The sequence below is a fragment of the Streptomyces sp. NPDC089424 genome (assembly GCF_044749345.1).
Classification (GTDB): Bacteria; Actinomycetota; Actinomycetes; order Streptomycetales; family Streptomycetaceae; genus Streptomyces.
This window is the reverse complement of sequence record NZ_JBIVHU010000004.1, coordinates 440,310-458,183: the sequence shown is the minus strand read 5'-3', so window position 1 is coordinate 458,183 and position 17,874 is coordinate 440,310. Positions and strand designations below refer to the sequence as shown.

Annotated in this window: 16 protein-coding genes; 4 read left to right on the top strand and 12 right to left on the bottom strand. The window is 72.7% G+C overall.

The genetic code is table 11. The features are described from left to right. Positions 1–36 precede the first annotated feature (36 nt). Entirely contained in the window at positions 37–1,320 is a 1,284-nt protein-coding gene (locus ACIP2X_RS21770; RefSeq protein WP_401675530.1) for an adenylosuccinate synthase, read from the bottom strand. A 186-nt stretch (positions 1,321–1,506) separates the two neighbouring features. Here ACIP2X_RS21770 and ACIP2X_RS21765 point away from each other — a divergent pair, with 186 nt between their 5' ends. Further along, positions 1,507–2,355: a diacylglycerol kinase gene (locus ACIP2X_RS21765; protein WP_401675528.1), complete on the top strand. Its 849-nt coding sequence runs from the start codon at positions 1,507–1,509 to the stop codon at positions 2,353–2,355. 13 nt (positions 2,356–2,368) lie between these two features. Here ACIP2X_RS21765 and ACIP2X_RS21760 read toward each other — a convergent pair whose 3' ends face one another. Beyond that, positions 2,369–2,887, bottom strand: a complete 519-nt coding sequence (locus ACIP2X_RS21760; protein WP_401675526.1) for a GbsR/MarR family transcriptional regulator — start codon at positions 2,885–2,887, stop codon at positions 2,369–2,371. A 103-nt stretch (positions 2,888–2,990) separates the two neighbouring features. Between ACIP2X_RS21760 and ACIP2X_RS21755 the strand changes: the two genes are divergently transcribed. Further along, complete coding sequence (locus ACIP2X_RS21755; RefSeq protein WP_401675524.1) at positions 2,991–3,950, top strand: ATP-binding cassette domain-containing protein; 960 nt, start codon at positions 2,991–2,993, stop codon at positions 3,948–3,950. Then, positions 3,947–5,554, top strand: coding sequence for an ABC transporter permease (locus ACIP2X_RS21750; RefSeq protein ID WP_401675522.1), 1,608 nt, complete (start codon positions 3,947–3,949; stop codon positions 5,552–5,554). Before ACIP2X_RS21755 ends, ACIP2X_RS21750 begins: the two co-directional genes overlap by 4 nt. A 63-nt stretch (positions 5,555–5,617) precedes the next feature. Here the strand turns inward: ACIP2X_RS21750 and ACIP2X_RS21745 are convergent, their stop codons facing one another. The 10 genes from ACIP2X_RS21745 to ACIP2X_RS21700 all read right to left on the bottom strand — a co-directional run bounded on the left by ACIP2X_RS21745 (position 5,618) and on the right by ACIP2X_RS21700 (position 17,012). Continuing rightward, positions 5,618–5,962: a cytochrome C oxidase subunit I gene (locus tag ACIP2X_RS21745; RefSeq protein WP_401675520.1), complete on the bottom strand. Its 345-nt coding sequence runs from the start codon at positions 5,960–5,962 to the stop codon at positions 5,618–5,620. 16 nt (positions 5,963–5,978) lie between these two features. After that, the gene (gene ctaD / locus ACIP2X_RS21740) at positions 5,979–7,679 is read right to left on the bottom strand and encodes a cytochrome c oxidase subunit I (protein WP_401675518.1); all 1,701 of its coding nucleotides are present in this window, start codon (positions 7,677–7,679) and stop codon (positions 5,979–5,981) included. A gap of 151 nt (positions 7,680–7,830) precedes the next feature. Next, complete coding sequence (locus tag ACIP2X_RS21735; protein ID WP_401675516.1) at positions 7,831–9,048, bottom strand: cytochrome P450; 1,218 nt, start codon at positions 9,046–9,048, stop codon at positions 7,831–7,833. 70 nt (positions 9,049–9,118) lie between these two features. Continuing rightward, a complete protein-coding gene (locus ACIP2X_RS21730; RefSeq protein WP_401675514.1) occupies positions 9,119–9,784 on the bottom strand; it encodes a response regulator in 666 nt (221 codons plus the stop codon). Beyond that, positions 9,781–11,127 carry a sensor histidine kinase gene (locus ACIP2X_RS21725; RefSeq protein ID WP_401675512.1) on the bottom strand — a complete coding sequence of 449 codons (1,347 nt, stop codon included), beginning with the start codon at positions 11,125–11,127 and terminating at the stop codon, positions 9,781–9,783. Before ACIP2X_RS21725 ends, ACIP2X_RS21730 begins: the two co-directional genes overlap by 4 nt. A 126-nt stretch (positions 11,128–11,253) precedes the next feature. Continuing rightward, entirely contained in the window at positions 11,254–11,928 is a 675-nt protein-coding gene (locus ACIP2X_RS21720) for a response regulator (protein WP_401675510.1), read from the bottom strand. Beyond that, complete coding sequence (locus tag ACIP2X_RS21715; RefSeq protein ID WP_401675508.1) at positions 11,925–13,547, bottom strand: histidine kinase; 1,623 nt, start codon at positions 13,545–13,547, stop codon at positions 11,925–11,927. Before ACIP2X_RS21715 ends, ACIP2X_RS21720 begins: the two co-directional genes overlap by 4 nt. A gap of 10 nt (positions 13,548–13,557) precedes the next feature. Beyond that, a complete protein-coding gene (locus tag ACIP2X_RS21710) occupies positions 13,558–14,817 on the bottom strand; it encodes an acyltransferase (protein WP_401675829.1) in 1,260 nt (419 codons plus the stop codon). 1 nt (position 14,818) lies between these two features. Next, a complete protein-coding gene (locus ACIP2X_RS21705; protein ID WP_401675506.1) occupies positions 14,819–15,850 on the bottom strand; it encodes an alpha/beta hydrolase in 1,032 nt (343 codons plus the stop codon). 250 nt (positions 15,851–16,100) lie between these two features. Beyond that, positions 16,101–17,012, bottom strand: coding sequence for an alpha/beta hydrolase (locus ACIP2X_RS21700; protein ID WP_401675504.1), 912 nt, complete (start codon positions 17,010–17,012; stop codon positions 16,101–16,103). A 217-nt stretch (positions 17,013–17,229) separates the two neighbouring features. Between ACIP2X_RS21700 and ACIP2X_RS21695 the strand changes: the two genes are divergently transcribed. Further along, complete coding sequence (locus ACIP2X_RS21695) at positions 17,230–17,835, top strand: TetR/AcrR family transcriptional regulator (protein ID WP_401675502.1); 606 nt, start codon at positions 17,230–17,232, stop codon at positions 17,833–17,835. Positions 17,836–17,874: the final 39 nt, after the last annotated feature.

Here is a 17,874-nt window from a genome sequence, read left to right as displayed (position 1 = left end):
ACGACGGGCGGGCGGGGTCGACCAGCGGACGGCGGGCTAGAGGAACGAGTTGATCTCGATCGTCTCGTCCCGGCCCGGGCCGACGCCGATCGCGGAGATCGGGGCGCCGGACATCTCCTCCAGCGCCTTGACGTAGGCCTGCGCGTTCTTCGGCAGGTCGCCGAAGGTCTTGGCCTTGCTGATGTCCTCGGACCAGCCGGGCAGCATCTCGTAGACCGGCTTCGCGTGGTGGAAGTCCGTCTGCGAGTACGGCAGCTCCTCGACGCGCCGGCCGTCGATCTCGTAGGCCACGCAGACCGGGATCTGCTCCCAGCCGGTGAGCACGTCGAGCTTGGTGAGGAAGAAGTCCGTCAGACCGTTCACCCGGGTCGCGTAGCGGGCGATCACCGCGTCGAACCAGCCGCAGCGGCGGTCCCGGCCGGTGGTCACGCCACGCTCGCCCCCGATGCGGCGCAGCGCCTCGCCGTCCTCGTCGAAGAGCTCCGTCGGGAACGGGCCCGCGCCGACGCGGGTCGTGTAGGCCTTGAGGATGCCGATGACACGGCTGATCTTCGTGGGGCCGACGCCGGCGCCCGTGCAGGCACCGCCTGCCGTCGGGTTCGACGACGTCACGAAGGGGTACGTGCCGTGGTCGATGTCCAGGAGGGTGCCCTGGCCGCCCTCGAACAGGACGACCTTGTCGTCCTCCAGGGCCTGGTTCAGGACCAGGACGGTGTCGGCGACGTACGGCGCGAGCTTGTCCGCGTAACCGAGCAGTTCCTCGACGACCTGGCCGACGGCGATCGCACGGCGGTTGTAGAGCTTGGTGAGGATCTGGTTCTTGACGTCGAGCGCCGCCTCCACCTTCTGGGTGAGGATCGACTCGTCGTACAGGTCCTGGACCCGGATGCCGACGCGGTTGATCTTGTCCGCGTACGTCGGGCCGATGCCGCGGCCCGTCGTGCCGATCTTGCGCTTTCCGAGGAAGCGTTCCGTCACCTTGTCGACCGTCACGTTGTACGGCGTGATCACATGCGCGTTACCGCTGATCAGGAGCTTGGACGTGTCGACGCCACGCTCGTTCAGTCCGCTCAGCTCGGAGAGCAGGACAGACGGGTCGACGACGACGCCGTTGCCGATGACCGGCGTACAGCCGGGGGACAGGATTCCGGAAGGGAGGAGGTGCAGTGCGTACTTCTGGTCGCCGACGACGACCGTGTGACCGGCGTTGTTGCCGCCCTGGTAACGCACCACGTAGTCGACCGAACCGCCTAGCAGGTCCGTCGCCTTTCCCTTGCCTTCGTCACCCCACTGAGCACCGAGCAGCACAAGTGCGGGCACGCGCGTACACCCCTTCCGGGCGGGGCATGTCCAACGTCAGGGGCGAACGCGGTGGGTCGTGCCGCCGCGTGCCCCGCGGCCGTCGTTGGCCGCGACCGTCGGACCGGATGCCCCGGAATAGACGAAGCCCCTGGCGCAATAGCGCAAGGGGCTCTTGCACAAAGATGCTACCCGAGGAAGCGAGGCATGACCGAGGTGGCGACTTCTCCGACGTCCGATCAGCTGCTGGTGATCATCGATTCGGTCGCTCGGAGGACCGACGGAGAGGCCGTCCGCATCGCGAAAGACGTGCTCAGCGCGGGTGCGTCGGCCAAGGTGTGCCTGCCGGACGGCCCGGAGGAGTTCGCCCGCGCGCTGGCCCGCCGGGGCTCCCGGCGGCCGGTGGTGATCGGTGACGACCGCGCCCTGGTGCGCACGGTGGCCCTGTTGCACCGGCAGCGGGAGCTGGCCGGAAGCGTGCTGTCGCTCGTCCCCGTCGGACCCGCCCTCGGTCTCGCCACGGCCCTGGGGGTGCCGGTGAGCACGGTGTCGGCGGCACGGGCCGTGCTGGAGGGGGCCGAACGACGCCTGGACCTGCTCGTCGACGACAGCGACGGGGTGGTGCTGGGGGCGCTGCGGATCCCGCCGGTGCCGCTCGGCGAGGGCGGCGCCGTCCCGGCGCGGACGCCCTGGCTGCGGACCTGCCAGTCCCTCGTACGCACCCTCGTGGCGGCCCGCCCGGTGCGCTCGCCTTCGGTGCCCCCGCCCGGACCGGCGCGGCTGCGGGTCGAGGTCGACGGGGTGACGCTGGTCGATCTGGACCAGCCGGTCGAGGCCGTCTCGCTCGCCCCGGACGGCTCCGGCGCCGCGGAGATCGAGGTGCGCCCGCTGTCGCTCGGCGCGGAGGCCACCCCGCTGCGGGCGGAGGGGCGGACCGTGACCGTGTCGGGGGCGGACTTCCGCTACCGCTCGGACGCGGGCGTGAGCGGACCGGTGCGGACCAGGACGTGGCGGGTGCGCGAGGGGGCCTGGGGGCTGACGCTGCCCGGGAGGTGAGCGGGAGGCGAGGTCAGCGCCGCCCGAAGAGCTCCTCCCGGTGCGCCCGCCAGCGTTCCATGAGCGCGTCCAGCTCACCCTCGAGGTACTCGAAGAAGGCGAGGGTCTCCGCGAGCCGGCGGCCCGCGGGCGTGTCGGCGCCGAGGGTGTCCACGCCGTCGCGCAGGGCGTCCTCCCAGCGCTTGAGCACCGCCTCGCGGTTGGTGAGCGCCTCGTACCACTGGTCGCCGTGCACCCGGTACCGCTCCCGGCGCGAACCGGGCTCCCGCTCGCGCGAGACCATGTGGACCTGGGCGAGGTAGCGCACCGCTCCGGAGACCGCGGCCGGTGAGATCTGCAGCTGGTCGCCGAGTTCGGCGGAGGTCAGGGATCCGGCGTCGGCGGCGAGCAGGGCGGCGAAGACGCGCGAGGGCATCCTCGGCATGCCGGCCTCCACGAGCTGCGCCGCGAAGTGCTCGACGAAACGGGAGACGGTCGCGGGGTCCCGCCGCTCCGCCGCGCCCGCTTCCGCGCTCTGGCTCGGTTCCGTCATCGCTGCATCATCTCCCCTGCTCAGCGCCCACCCTCGAGTGTACCGACGATTTATACGCTTCCTTAACTTCACAAATTTCTGAAGGAAGCGTACGTTCTGAATCATGACCAAGGCAATCACCGTCTCCGGCCTGCACAAGTCGTTCGGCCGGACCCATGCGCTCGACGGCCTCGACCTGGACGTCGAGTCCGGTGAGGTACACGGCTTCCTCGGCCCGAACGGCTCCGGCAAGTCCACGACCATCCGCGTCCTGCTCGGCCTGCTGCGCGCCGACTCCGGCGCCGCCCAGCTGCTCGGCCGCGACCCCTGGGCGGACGCCGTCGCACTGCACCGCCGCATCGCCTACGTCCCCGGCGACGTCACCCTGTGGCGCAACCTCTCCGGCGGCGAGGTCATCGACCTCTACGGCCGCCTGCGCGGCGGCCTCGACAAGCGGCGCCGCGCCGAACTGGTCGAGCGGTTCGAGCTCGACCCGACCAAGAAGGGACGCACCTACTCCAAGGGCAACCGGCAGAAGGTCGCCCTCGTCGCCGCCTTCGCCTCGGACGTCGACCTGCTGATCCTCGACGAACCGACCTCGGGACTCGACCCGCTGATGGAGGAGGTCTTCCAGCGGTGCGTCGCCGAGGAGCGGGAGCGAGGGCGGACGATCCTGCTGTCCTCCCACATCCTCAGCGAGGTCGAGGAGTTGTGCGACCGCGTCAGCATCATCCGCAAGGGCCGCACGGTGGAGACGGGTTCGCTCGCCGACCTGCGCCATCTGACCCGCACCAGTGTGACCGCCGAGCTGGCCGGGCCGCCCGACGGGCTGACCCGCCTGCCCGGCGTGCACGACCTCGACGTCCAGGGCCACCGCGTCCGGCTCCAGGTCGACACCGACAAGCTGAACGACGTCCTCAAGTCCCTCAGCGCCACCGGCGTGCGGTCCCTGACCTCGACGCCGCCCACCCTGGAGGAGCTGTTCCTGCGGCACTACCAGGAGGAGACCGGCGGGACGGGCCGGACGGGCGGGACGGACGGGGAGGGCACGCGGGGCGCGGCGGACGAGGTGGCCGCGCGATGACCGCCACGACCTTCGCCGCACGGGGCACCGGATCCCGTCAACTCGCCGGAACCGGCACCCTGTTGCGCTTCGCGCTGCGCCGCGACCGGGCCATGGTCCCGATCTGGGTCGGCGTGAACGCCCTGATGGTGCTGTCCATGCCGAGCACACTGAGGGGCCTGTACGGCACCGCCGCCGAACGCGCCGACCTGCTGGGGCAGATGGCGACCAACGCCTCGCTGCGCGCCATGGTCGGCCCGGTCTTCGGCGACTCCCTCGGCGCGCTGACCGCGTGGCGCGTCGGGGTGTACGCGGGCGCGCTCGCGGCGGTGATGAGCCTGCTGATCGTCGTACGGCACACCCGGGACGAGGAGGAGAGCGGCCGGCAGGAGATGATCTCGGCCGGGGCGGTCGGCCGGCGGGCCCCGCTGACGGCCGCCCTCCTGACGGCGGCGGTCGCCTGCGCCGTGCTGGCGCTGGTGGTCGCGGGGGGCCTGGCGGCTCACGGCGCGGGCGGCGCGCTGGCCCTCGGCCTCGGGATCGCGGGCGTCGGCATGGTCTTCGCGACGACGGCGGCGATCGTCGCCCAGTTCACGGAGAGCGCCCGGCTGGCCCGCGGGCTGACGGCCGGGCTGCTGGGCGCGGCCTTCGTGCTGCGCGCGGCGGGCGACTCGGCGACGGACGACGGGTCCTCGGTGCTGACGTGGGTCTCGCCGATCGGCTGGCTGGAGAACCTGCGGCCGTTCGCGCACGAGCGGTGGTGGGTGCTGCTGCTGTTCGCCGGCGCGACGGTCGCGCAGGCGGCGGTGGCGTACGGGCTCGCCGGGCGGCGCGACGTCGGCATGAGCTTCCTGCCCAGCCGGCCCGGGCCCGCACAGGGACGCCTCGGCACGGCCGCGGGCCTGGCCTGGCGGTTGCAGCGGGGCGGTGTGCTCGGCTGGAGCGTCGGCTTCCTCCTCGCCGGGGTCGTGTACGGCGGGATGACCGAGGGCGCGGCCGACCTGGTCGGCGAGAACGACAACGCCCGCGAGATCTTCCAGCGGATGGGCGGCCAGTCCGGCCTGACGGACGCGTTCCTCGCGGCGATGGTGGGGATGCTCGGCCTGGTCGCCGCGCTCTACGTCGTCGCGTCGGTGCTCCGGCTGCACGGCGAGGAGACCTCGGGGCGCGCGGAGCCGGTGCTGGCGAACGCGGTCGGGCGCCTGCGCTGGGCGGCGGGCCATCTGGCGGTGGCGTTCGGCGGCTCGGTGCTGCTCATGCTCCTGGCCGGCGCGGGCCTCGCGGCCGGCTACGGCAGGGACTTCGGCCCTGTCCTCGGCGCCTGCCTGGCACAGCTCCCCGCGATCTGGGTGATCGGCGGTGTGACGGTGCTCCTGCACGGGTGCTCCCCGCGGCTGGCGCCCGCCGCGTGGGGCGTCGCCGGGGCCGTGCTCCTGATCGGCTGGGTCGGTCCGGCACTGGACGTCCCCCAGGCGGTGCTGGACCTCTCGCCCTTCGGCCATCTCCCCAAGCTGCCGGGCAGCGAGATGCGGTGGGCCCCTGTCCTGCTCCTGACCGGGCTGGCGGCGCTGCTGGTCGGGACCGGGCTGGCCGGGCTGCGGCGCCGGGACATGGTCAGTTCCTGAACCGGCCCTCGCCCGGAGCGGCCCGGACCCGTCCGGGCCGCGCCGGGCGTCATGGGGGCGGCCTCACTCCACGAGCACCAGGGTGGCGGCGGCGAAGAGGACCGCCCATACGGCCAGCGTCACGCCGACACAGCGCATGCGCAGAGCGCGGTACCGGTGCTCGTACTCGCCCCGCAGCGACAGGCAGCGGGCCTGGACGCGTTCCAGGTCGCCCCGGGCCCGCAGCAGCGCGTCGGCCACATAGCGCTGGTGGATCTCCGCGCGCTGGGACGTGGTGAGCCACTCCAGCGGAAGCAGGAACTCATCCGCCCGCCGTTCCGCTTCCGCGACCCTGGCCTGCCAGAGCAGGTATCCCTCCACCTGGTTGGCGAGCTTGCCGTCTGTGTCCGGTCCGGGTGGCTCTCGCACGTGATCCCCCGGCTGCTCAGCGCCGTTGCCCGTGGGCCTCGGCCTCGATCATCGCAAAGTCCGGGTGGTGCAGGTCGAACGCCGGGGACTCGCTGCGGATCCGCGGCAGGGTGACGAAGTTGTGCCGCGGCGGCGGACAGGACGTGGCCCACTCCAGCGAACGGCCGTAGCCCCAGGGGTCCTGGACGCCGACCGGCTTGCCGTACTTGGCCGTCCGCCAGACGTTGTAGAGGAACGGGAGCATCGACAGGCCGAGCACGAACGAGGCGATCGTCGAGACGGTGTTCAGGGCGGTGAAGCCGTCGACCGCCAGGTAGTCGGCGTAGCGGCGCGGCATGCCCTCGGCACCCAGCCAGTGCTGGACCAGGAAGGTGCCGTGGAAGCCGATGAACAGCGTCCAGAAAGTGATCTTGCCGAGCCGCTCGTCGAGCATCTTGCCGGTCCACTTCGGCCACCAGAAGTGGAAGCCCGCGAACATCGCGAAGACCACGGTGCCGAAGACGACGTAGTGGAAGTGCGCCACCACGAAGTACGAGTCGGAGACGTGGAAGTCCAGCGGCGGCGAGGCCAGGATGACACCGGTCAGACCACCGAAGAGGAACGTCACGAGAAACCCGGTCGCCCACAGCATCGGGGTCTCGAAGGACAGCGATCCCCTCCACATCGTGCCGATCCAGTTGAAGAACTTCACCCCGGTCGGCACCGCGATGAGGAACGTCATGAAGGAGAAGAACGGCAGCAGCACGCCACCCGTGACGTACATGTGGTGCGCCCACACGGTGATCGACAGGCCGGCGATGGCGATGGTCGCCGCGATCAGGCCCGAGTAGCCGAACATCGGCTTGCGGGAGAAGACCGGGACGACCTCGCTGATGATGCCGAAGAACGGCAGCGCGATGATGTACACCTCCGGATGCCCGAAGAACCAGAAGAGGTGCTGCCAGAGCAGCGCTCCGCCGTTCGACGAGTCGAAGATGTGCGCCCCGAACTTGCGGTCCGCCTCCAGGGCGAACAGCGCCGCCGCGAGCACCGGGAAGGCGAGCAGGACCAGGACACCGGTCAGCAGCACGGTCCAGGTGAAGATCGGCATGCGGAACATCGTCATGCCGGGCGCGCGCATGCAGATGATCGTGGTGACGAAGTTGACCGAGCCGAGGATGGTGCCGAAGCCGGAGAAGGCCAGACCCATGATCCACATGTCGGCGCCCACACCCGGCGAGCGGACCGCGTCCGACAGCGGCGAGTAGGCGAACCAGCCGAAGTCGGCCGCGCCCTGGGGGGTGAGGAAGCCGGCCAGCGCGATGAGCGAGCCGAAGAGGTAGAGCCAGTAGGCGAACATGTTCAGCCGCGGGAACGCCACGTCCGGCGCGCCGATGTGCAGCGGCATGATCCAGTTCGCGAACCCGGCGAACAGCGGCGTCGCGAACATCAGCAGCATGACCGTGCCGTGCATCGTGAACGCCTGGTTGTACTGCTCGTTCGACATGATCTGCGTGCCCGGACGGGCGAGCTCGGCGCGCATGAACAGCGCCATCACGCCACCGACCAGGAAGAGCGCGAACGACGTCGACAGGTACAGCGTGCCGATGGTCTTGTGATCGGTGGTCGTCAGCCACCTCACCACGACGTTCCCGGGCTTTCTGCTCCTGACCGGCAGCTCGTTCTCGTACGAGTCCTCGGCTGCCGCGGCGCCCTGGTGTTCGTTCTGGATGCTCACAGGTTGGTCGGCTCCCCATGCGTGCGTTCCCGCCACTCACCGGTCATCCTTCCTGCCGAGGTGAGGGCCGGGGGGCAGTGGGCGACGACACGCGGCCGATCACGTGACAGCGTCACCCGATCGCACCAGCCGTGGGCGTGGCGGACGCGCGTCAGACGGTGACGCTCAGCCCTTCCAGGCCCCTGATCACGAAGTTCGGCTTGCGCTGCGGCTCCGCCGACAGGGCGAGCGTGGGGGCCTTCTCCAGCAGGGCGCGCATCGACGCCGCCAGCTCGATGCGGGCAAGGGGGGCGCCGATGCAGTAGTGGATGCCCGCGCTGAAGGAGATGTGGGGGTTCTCCCCGCGGGTCAGGTCCAGGCGCTCCGGCGCGGCGAAGACCCTCTCGTCGTGGTTGGCCGAGCCGAAGAGCAACGCCACCTCCGCGCCCCGCGGGATCGTGGTGCCGTCGATCTCGATGTCGTCCAGGACCCAGCGCTCGAAGAGCTGGAGCGGGGTGTCGTAGCGCATCAGCTCCTCGACGGCGGAGGGGACGAGGGAGTGGTCGGCGCGCAGGGCGGCCAGCTGGTCCGGGTTGCGGAAGAGCGCCCACCAGCCGTTGACCGTGGCGTTCACCGTCGCCTCGTGGCCGGCGTTCAGCAGCAGCACCGCCGTCGAGATCATCTCCTGCTCGGTCAGCCGGTCCCCCTCGTCGTGCGCCGCGATCAGCCCGGAGACGAGGTCCTCGCCCGGCTCCTTGCGGCGCAGGGCGATCAACTCCCGCAGGTACGCGGAGAACTCGACCGACGCCCGCACCGCCCGGGCCGCCGTCTCGGGCGACGGGTTCAGCTCGTACATCCCGCAGATGTCCGCCGACCAGGGCCGCAGCGGGGCCCGGTCCGCCTCGGGGATGCCGAGCATCTCGGCGATCACCGCGACCGGGAGCGGCTCCGCCACGTCCGTCAGCAGATCGCCGCCGCCCGCCTCCGCCAGCGCCGTGACGAGGTCACCGGCCAGCTTCTCCACGTACGGCTTCAGCCGCTCCACCGTGCGCGGGGTGAACGCCTTCGACACCAGGCGCCTGATCCGCGTGTGGTCCGGCGGCTCCAGGTCCAGCATCCCGTGGTCGTTGAGCGTGTGGAACGGCTCGTGCTCCGGCGCGGGCGCGGTGCGCCCGAAGTCCTCGTGCGTGAACCGGTGCTGATAGCTGCGGCCGAGGCGCCGGTCGCGCAGCAACGCCGAGACGTCCGCGTGGTGCGGGACCAGCCACTGGTCCGTGCGCTCGAAGTGGTGCACGCGGCCCCGGGCGCGCAGCCGCGCGTAGGCGGGGTACGGGTCGGCCAGGAACGCCGGGTCCCACGGGTCGAAGGCGAGGTCGGAAGCAGCTGCCATGGACGGACGCTAGCCCGGAAGCGCACTCCCTGACCAGGGTGGGCAGAGCTGGCCACCCCGTCCCGGGTGCTCAGCCCGGCGTCACCAGCCGTGCCTCGTAGGCGAACACCGCCGCCTGCGTACGGTCCCGCAGGCCCAGCTTCACCAGGATGCGGCTGACGTGGGTCTTGATCGTCGACTCGGCCACGACCAGCCGCCCGGCCATCTCCGAGTTCGACAGGCCCTGGGCGATCAGCACCAGCACCTCCGTCTCCCGCTCGGTCAGATCCCCGTACGCCGCCTGCGCGGTGGCCGGGATGCCCGGAGCGTCGGAGAGCTTGGAGAACTCCGTGATCAGCCGCCTCGTGACCGACGGGGCCAGCAGGGCCTCGCCGGCGGCCACCACCCGGACCCCGTCGGCGAGCTGCCGCGCCGAGGCGTCCTTGAGCAGGAACCCGGAGGCTCCCGCCCGCAGCGCCTGGTACACGTACTCGTCGAGGTCGAACGTCGTCAGCACCAGCACCTTCGCCGCGCCGTCCGCCGCGATGATCTCCCGGGTCGCCTCGATGCCGTTCAGCTCGGGCATCCGGATGTCCATCAGCACCACGTCAGGCGAGAGCGCGCGGACCTTCTCTACCGCCTCCCGGCCGTTGACCGCCTCGCCGACGACCTCGAAGTCCGGCATCGCGTTCAGCAGGACCGAGAAGCCCTCCCGCACCATCATCTGATCGTCCGCGATCAGCACGCGAATGGTCATGCGTCACCTTCGCTCACCATGGCCACCGGCAGGAACACCGTCACCTCGTAGCCGTGCTCGTCCGTGGGGCCCGCCGTCATCTCGCCGTTCAGCATGGTGACGCGTTCGCGCATGCCCGTGATGCCGTGGCCCGCGCCGGGCGAGGGCTTGACGAGGGCCGGCGCCGGCGGCGGACCGTTGACTATCCGCAGGCCCAGACCGCCGAGGACGTAGCCGATCTCCACCTGGGCGCTCGCCCCGGGCGCGTGCCGCAGGGTGTTGCTCAGCGCCTCCTGGACTATGCGGTAGGCCGAGAGTTCCACACCCTGGGGAAGCTCGCGCACCGCCCCGGTCACCGTCTTGTCGACGGTCAGGCCCGCGTCGCGCACATTGGCCAGCAGGGCGTCCAGGTCGCCGAGGGTGGGCTGGGGGGCCTCAGGGGCCTCGTAGTCCTCGGCGCGCACGACGCCGAGGACGCGCCGGAGCTCGGTGAGCGCCGCGACCGCGTTCTCCCGGATGGTGACGAAGGCGCGCTCCAGCTCCGGCGGCGGATTCTCCACCCGGTAGGGAGCGGCCTCCGCCTGGATGGCGACGACCGACATGTGGTGGGCGACGACGTCGTGCAGCTCGCGGGCGATCGTGGTGCGCTCCTCCAGGAGGGTGCGCCGGGAGCGCTCGTGCTCGGTGACCGACTGCTGGGCGGTGACCTCCTGCCGGGCCTCACGGCGGATGTGCAGCACGGCGACGACCAGCAGGACGAGCGCCGACAGGACGAGCATGGGGCCCGTGTTGGAGTCGTAGTAGCCGGCGCTGAGGAAGGAGTCCGCGAAGAGGCCGTAGAGCAGGGTCAGCACCCACATCCACGCGGCGGTGCGCGGCCGGGTGCGCACGGCGACGATCGTCAGCACGGTCAGGTGGGTCAGGAAGCTGCCGGGGGGCCAGGGCCACTCGTACCAGCCGCCGTAGAACATGCCCGAGACCGGGGCCGCGGCCAGGGAGACCCAGAAGGCGCCGACGGGACGCACGAGGGTCAGCAGGACCGGGGCGAGCGCGAGGAGCCCGACCAGCGCGCTGAAGGTCTCGCTGCGGCTCGACTCGTACCCGACGAGCATCGCCAGCAGGCCCGCCGACGTGACCACCGCGTGCGGCGTCCACGCCGCGTAGCGCCGCAGCCGGCCCTTCAGCCGGCGCGTTATCGGCCCGTCGACGCTCATGCGGGGCAGCGGGCGGTAGGCGAAGGCGTCGTGGAACAGATCCTGGCGCAGCCCCCGCAGGGCATCCTGGGCCAGCCGGTACTCGGGGCTGCGCGCCGCGGCACCGCTCGGCGGTGTCGGGGTCCTGTGCGTCTGGGTCGTCTCGGTCACGTTCAAAACCGTACGGCTCGACGGGGGCCGCGGTCGTCACCAGTGAGAGGGGTCATTCGGCATCCCTCTCAGGTACTACGGGTTCGCTGCCCACCGTCGCACCGGCCCTCCGACCGGTCGCGTCCGTCAGTAGCCGGCGGGTCTGACCAGGCCCGACTCGTACGCGAAGACCGCCGCCTGGGTGCGGTCGCGCAGGCCCAGTTTGACCAGGATGCGCCCCACATGGGTCTTCACCGTCTGCTCCGCCACGACCAGGTGCTGGGCGATCTCCGCGTTCGACAGGCCCCGGGCGATCAGGGCCAGCACCTCCGTCTCCCGTTCCGTCAGATCGCCGACGCGCTCCTTGAGCGGGGTCCGCGGCGGACCCTCCAGCCGGGAGAACTCGGCGATCAGCCGGCGCGTGATGCCCGGGGCGAGCAGCGCGTCACCGGCGGCCACCACGCGGACCGCCTCCGCCAGCTGGTCCGCGGAGGCGTCCTTCAGCAGGAACCCGGAGGCACCGGCGCGCAGCGCCTCGTACACGTACTCGTCCAGGTCGAAGGTGGTCAGGACCAGCACCTTCGTCGTCGCGGTGGCGGTGGTGACGCGCCGGGTGGCCTCGATGCCGCCGAGCTCGGGCATGCGGATGTCCATGAGGACGACGTCCGGGTCCAGCTCGGCGACCTTGGCCACGGCGTCCAGGCCGTCGACCGCCTGGCCGATCACCTCGATGTCCGGCTGGGTGTTGAGCAGCACGGTGAAGCCCTGCCGGACCATCTGCTGGTCGTCGGCGATGAGTACACGGATGGTGCCGCTCGTCATGGGGTCTCTTCTCCTGGCGGGGTCAGCGGGTCCAGGGACCCGAGGTGCATGGGGTCCGCCACGCCGGGCGGGGGGAAGTACAGCTCCGGGGCGGGCAGCCGGGGGTCGGGGTCCGGGACGCGGGGGCCCTCCGGCCGGGGGCGGCCGTCCTTCGGGAGGAAGGCCGAGACCGCGAAGCCGCCGTGCAGTGTCCGGGTCGCGGTGAGGTGGCCGCCGAGCATCGTCACGCGTTCCCGCATGCCGAGCAGGCCGTGTCCGGCGCCCGGGGAGGGCTGGACCGGGCGCTGCGGACGGGAGTTGATGACGCCCAGATAGAGGCCCTCGGGGAAGTGCGTGATCTCGACGCGGACCTGGGAGCCGGGCGCGTGGCGCAGGGCGTTGCTCAGGCCCTCCTGCACGATCCGGTACGCCGACAGCTCCACGCCCGGCGAGTACGGCAGGTTCGGCTCGCCCCGGATGTCGGTCACCACGTGCAGCCCGGCGGCCCGGGTGTTGTCGATCAGGGCGTCGAGCCGGTCGAGCGTGGGCTGCGGCGCGTCGGGGGCGGCGCCGGCGCCGGCGCCGCCCAGCCCGTACGGGCCGTCGGGGTCGTCGGGGTGCTCCGAGCGCAGGACGCCGAGCACGCGGCGGAGTTCGGTGAGGGCCTCCAGGGCGTTCTTGCGGATGCCGTCGAGGTTCTCGCGCAGCTCCTCGGAGGGGTTCTCCACCAGGTGCGGGGCGACCTGGGCCTGGATGGAGATCACCGACATGTGGTGCGCGACGACGTCGTGCAGCTCGCGCGCGATCCGGCTGCGCTCCTCCAGCAGGGTGCGGCGGGCGCGTTCCTCGGCGGTGATGCCGGCCTGCTCGACGAGCTGGGTCCGCGCCTCGCGGCGGCCTCTGAGGGCGGTGCCGAGCAGGACGACTCCCGCGAAGAGGGCGACCGCCAACGTGCCGGTGGACGAGTAGTTCGCGGCGCCGATCAGGCCCTGCATGATCCAGGTGGCCAGTGCCGTCAGGGCGAGGACCGTGGCCGCGACGCGGGTGGGCACGCGCAGGGCCAGCAGGAACAGCACCAGGCCGTGCGCGACCAGTGCGGGCGGGCCCCACGGCCAGCCGGGCTCGCCGGGCACCTGGCCGGCGATCAGATGGATCCGGGCGCCCATGGCCGCCACGATCGTCGCCGTCGTCGACAGCCACCACGCCGGGACCGGCCACCACAGCGCGAGCGCGACGGCCACGCCCTGCGCCGTGGCGCACAGCAGGCCGTACTCCGTGCCGAGTCCGTAGCCGTCGCCCATCTGGTCGGCGTCGGCGACCAGGGTGCCGATCGCCACCAGGAACACCAGACCGTGCGGGAACCAGCGGAGCCATATCGAGGGCGGCAGGGGGTTGACCGTGCCGGTCCACAGGTCGTCGCGGAGGGTGCGGAGGGCGTTCTTCAGGTGGGGAAGAGCGCGGGCGCGCAGGGAACCAGGGCCGGAGGAACGGGAGTCGGGGGTGGGCGTCCCGGTGCGCGCGTCCCCGTCGACGTGGTTCAGCTCCACGCCGATGCTCCTCTCGATGCGCGACCGCTCCCCGCGCGCATCCCCCTCGGCCCGCTGCCTGTGCGGCTCTTCGGGGAGCCCCCTGCCCGTCATGCCGCTCACCCTAGACAGACGGTGCGGTGGTGGGAGCGTCCGGCCGGGCGGGTGGTCGCCGGGCGGCCGGGGTCAGCTCAGGGGTGGGATGGACGCGGACGACGCGTGAGCGGGGGAGGCGCGTGCGCCGGCCGCCGCGCGGGCCCCGGCCGTCGGTGCGCGGCTCGTGGACGCGGAACGCCGCCCAGCAGACCGCCAACGCCAGGGCGAAGACCGGGAGCCAGCCGAGGCGGGCGGCTGTCCAGGCCAGGTTGTCCGGGCGGGTGTGCAGGCCGGGGAGGTGGCCGGCGAGCAGGCCGGTGGCTGTGGTGGCCATCAGAGCCGTCTGGTGCCACAGGAAGATCGTCATCGCCGAGAGGTTGAGCAGCGCGACCGCAGCCCAGGCCAGGGGCCGGCGCATGCCCCGGCGCAGGGGACCGCGCAGCAGCAGGGCGAGCCCGCACTGGGCGAGGCCGAAGGTGACCGCGGCCAGCGTCGGCGGGTCGAGGTTGGAGAGGTCCGCGCCGGGCACGCCGACCATCGACGCCGGATAGCCGGCCCAGGCGACCAGGACCGCCGTCACCGCCGCCCCGCCGACGAGCAGGACCCATCCGGCGCGGCGGCGCTCCAACTCGCCCCGGGACCAGGCGGCCCCCAGGGTGAACGGCACGAGCCAGCCCGCGGCGACGTTCACCCAGCCGAGCCAGGACGGGCCGCCGAGGCCGAGGCGCACGAGGTCCACATGGAGGACGACCGCCAGCGGCCACAGCGGGTTGACCCGCGTCAGCAAGGGCGTCGCCGCCGTCAGGACGGCGAACACCAGCAGGAACCACAGGGGTGACAGGGCCAGCTTGACCAGCGTGCGGGTCGTCGTGAGCTCCGCGCCGCTCAGCAGCAGCGCGACCGTCACCACCGTCCACAGCGTCAGCAGGGCGACCGCGGGCACGAAGAGTCTGGCCAGACGGGCCACCAGCCAGCTCCGGTACGGCACGCCGCGCGCCCGCGCCGAGGCGTGGCTCCGGGTCGCCACCTCTCCCCCCACCAGGAAGAACACGGCCAGCGTCTGGAAGACCCAGGAGATCGGCGACAGCCAGGGCATGTGCTGGAGCGGGCTGGACGCGCGCAGCGTTCCGCCGTCCGCCACCAGGGCGGTCACCAGCCAGTGGCCGAGCACGACCCCGAGGATCGCGAAGGCCCGCAGGGCGTCGACCGCGCGGTCCCGGCCCGGCGGTGTGGCCGCCTCGACTTGGGCGGCGGACTCCCGGACGTGGCGAAAGATTCGTTCGCGCAGGTCACGCACGGGTCACCTCCGAGGTGCGGCCGAGGACGATCCGGGCGAGGTTGGCCAGGGAGACCGAGCCCGGCGTCCAGTAGTCGCTGTGGCCGCCGTCGCCGGCCGCGAAGACGCGAGCCCCGTAGGCCGGTGACACCGGGTCGGTGCCGAAGCCGACGGTGGTGCCGAACAGGTCGGCCCTGACGTAGGGGACCTCCGCGATCCAGTCGTCGCCGCCCCGGGCCGCCCAGACGCGCGCGGACGTACGCAGCTCCGCCGCCGAGTCCACGCCCGTGCCGGGACTGCCGACGAACGCGAGATCGCTGACGCCGGGTCGGGCGGAGGCGGCGCGGGCGCAGACGACCGAGCCGTAGGAGTGGCAGAGCAGCGAGACGCGGGCCCCGGGGCCCGCGACGACGTGCAGCTGCCGTATCAACGCGGCGAGCCGGGGGGCGGCCTGGTCGGCGCGGGTGGTGGTGAGGGCGGTGGTGCTGATCGTGCGCGGGGTCTCGTAGCCGAGCCAGGCGAGCACCGCCGGACGGGAGCCCTTCGGGGCGTCGCGGGTCAGGCGGCCGTAGAGGGCCGTGGCCGTGGCGCGGAAGCGGGTCCAGGTGTCCAGCGTGGTGTCGGCACCGGGGACCAGGACGGCTATGCGGTCGGCGTGGGCCAGGTCGCCGAACACCTCGGTCGCCAGGCCGGAACCACGGCCGTCGAAGGCGAGGAGATGCCGGGACGGGCCCGCCAGGTCGCGGTCGGCGGCGGCGCGGCCGTGGTCGCCGTGCGCCTCGGCCATGCGGGACGCCGCCGCGGCGTTCGCGCGGTGGGCGGCGTAGACCTCGTCCAGAGTGGATGCGGTGGCAATGGGGACAGCGGCCGGGGCGGGAGCCGGGACACGGGGCCGGGCGGCCCCGGAGAGGGGGATCACGACGGCGCCGGTGATGAGCAGCGCGAGCAGGGAACGGCGTAGACGCCGGACGGTGAGGACAGGTGCCCTCGCGCCTCTCGCCGTCCGACCGCCCGCCCTCGCGACGACCCCGAACCCCAGCCCCATGACCGTCTTCCTCCCCGTCCGCCCGCCCATCGGGCTTTCTGGTGAGGAAGTTACGGATCAGGACACGTCGTCCGCGTCCCGCCAGGGAGCTCTTACGGCAGGTAGCTCTCAGGTACTACGGGTATGAGGGAGGCACCACGGCGGCCCCCCGCCGACCCATCGCCCCCGCGGCCCGCCGCGGCCAACGGCGACCCCCGGCGGCCTCCGGCGGCCCGCGCAACCCACCGCGACCCGCGCGCCCCCCCACCTTTCACCACGCCAACTGCGCGATCTCCTCCGCCACCACCGCACACGCGTCCGCCACCGGATCTATCAGCGGAAAGTGCCCGACGTCCTCCAGCAGCGTCAGACCCACCACCTCCCCCGCCTTCGCCGCCGCGTCCGCGTACGACTCCGCGACGGCCTGGGGGACCACCTCGTCCGCCCGCCCCTGGACGAGGGTCGTCGCGATGCCGGTCGGCAGCAGGAGCGCCGGGTCGGCGGACGGCCGACGCTCGGCGAACCACTCGGCCCCACCGAGGAGTTGACCCGCCGCGCCGCCGCATACGTCCAGCTTCTCGGCCATCGCGAAGTCGGCGATCGGGGCCAGGGCCACCACGCCCCGCAGCGGCGCGGGCCGGTCCGTGCGCCAGGGCGCGTCCGCCGGCAGGACGTGCCGGGCGGCCGCCCACAACGCCAGGTGCCCGCCCGCCGAGTGCCCGGTGATCACCGTGCGGCGGAAGTCCGCCTGCGGCACGGCCTCCCGTACGAGGGCGGGCAGCGCGTCCAGCGCGGCGGCGACGTCGTCGAAGGTCTCCGGCCAACGACCGGCGACCACCCCGTCGACACCCGCGCCCCCGTCGACACCCGCACCGGCACCGCCACCCGCACCCCTGCGGTACTCGACGTTCGCCACGGCGAACCCCCGCTGGGCCAGGAAGCCCGCGAACGGGCTGATGTGCAGGCGGTCGTACGGTGCCCGCCACGCGCCCCCGTGCAGCACCACGACGAGCGGGGCGACGGCCGCGGAGCCGGCGGACTCCGTGCCGCGCGGGGCGTAGAAGTCGATCAGCTGGTCCGGGTGGTCGCCGTACGCGGCCGTGGCGTCGGGGTCGACGGCCGGATGCGAGAAGGCGGACTGCTCCTCGGCGGCGGTCCGGGCTGCTGCGGCGTCGTCCGGCATGCTCCAACCTCTCAACGACGTAACGGGTTTGGCGGACCAGAGGGGAAATCGGCCGTTGGCCGGGACGGTATCAGGCCGGTGACGTGGGGCTGCACGCGGATGTCACGCTGGGTGAGGGCGACGAGGGAACGGTAAACGGTTCCGCCGTTTCGTTTACGCTCGTGGTTCACGGTCGTTCCCCGCCCGCGCGCGTACCGAGCAGCCCCGAGGAGACCCCATGATCGCCGAACCCGGCACCGTGCGCCCCGGCGGGCGCACCGCACGCGTGCGTGCGGCCGTCCTGCGGGCGGCCGGGGACGTGCTGGCCGAGCAGGGGTTCGCGCACCTCGACCTCGCGGACGTCGCACGGCGGGCCGAGGTGGGCAGGACGACCGTGTACCGGCGGTGGGGATCGGTGACCGGGCTGGTGGCCGATCTGCTCATGGACATGGCCGAACAGTCGCTGCCGCGCGAGGAGACCGGATCCGTGCTCGGGGACCTGCTGGCCAACGCCCGCCTGGTGGGGCGGACGCTGGCGGACCCCCGGCAGGGTGCGCTGTTCCGGGCGGTGATCGCGGCGGCCGTCTGCGACGAGCGGACGGCGGCCGCGTTGCGCCGGTTCTACGAGGTCCGGGTCGCCGAGTGGGCGCCCTGCGTGGAACAGGGCGTGGCACGGGGTGAGTTGCCCCTGGGCACGGACGCGGCGGCGGTGGTACGGGCGGTCTCGGCACCCCTCTACTACGAGTTGCTGACGACCGGCGTGGCCCCGGACACCCCCGCCGCGGAGCGCGCCGCGCACGCCGCGCACGCGGCCGCCGCGGCGGGGGTGTACGTCACGCGGTGAGCACACGCGCCCGCGCCCGGGTCCGGCGCCGAAGGACCA

Bases quoted from the DNA above. Each gene is read 5' to 3' on its own strand.
- ACIP2X_RS21765 (WP_401675528.1), top strand. From the start codon at position 1,507: ATGACCGAGGTGGCGACTTCTCCGACGTCCGATCAGCTGCTGGTGATC.
- ACIP2X_RS21760 (WP_401675526.1), bottom strand. From the start codon at position 2,887: ATGACGGAACCGAGCCAGAGCGCGGAAGCGGGCGCGGCGGAGCGGCGG.
- ACIP2X_RS21755 (WP_401675524.1), top strand. From the start codon at position 2,991: ATGACCAAGGCAATCACCGTCTCCGGCCTGCACAAGTCGTTCGGCCGG.
- ACIP2X_RS21750 (WP_401675522.1), top strand. From the start codon at position 3,947: ATGACCGCCACGACCTTCGCCGCACGGGGCACCGGATCCCGTCAACTC.
- ACIP2X_RS21735 (WP_401675516.1), bottom strand. From the start codon at position 9,048: ATGGCAGCTGCTTCCGACCTCGCCTTCGACCCGTGGGACCCGGCGTTC.
- ACIP2X_RS21730 (WP_401675514.1), bottom strand. From the start codon at position 9,784: ATGACCATTCGCGTGCTGATCGCGGACGATCAGATGATGGTGCGGGAG.
- ACIP2X_RS21720 (WP_401675510.1), bottom strand. From the start codon at position 11,928: ATGACGAGCGGCACCATCCGTGTACTCATCGCCGACGACCAGCAGATG.
- ACIP2X_RS21715 (WP_401675508.1), bottom strand. From the start codon at position 13,547: ATGACGGGCAGGGGGCTCCCCGAAGAGCCGCACAGGCAGCGGGCCGAG.
- ACIP2X_RS21705 (WP_401675506.1), bottom strand. From the start codon at position 15,850: ATGGGGCTGGGGTTCGGGGTCGTCGCGAGGGCGGGCGGTCGGACGGCG.
- ACIP2X_RS21700 (WP_401675504.1), bottom strand. From the start codon at position 17,012: ATGCCGGACGACGCCGCAGCAGCCCGGACCGCCGCCGAGGAGCAGTCC.
- ACIP2X_RS21695 (WP_401675502.1), top strand. From the start codon at position 17,230: ATGATCGCCGAACCCGGCACCGTGCGCCCCGGCGGGCGCACCGCACGC.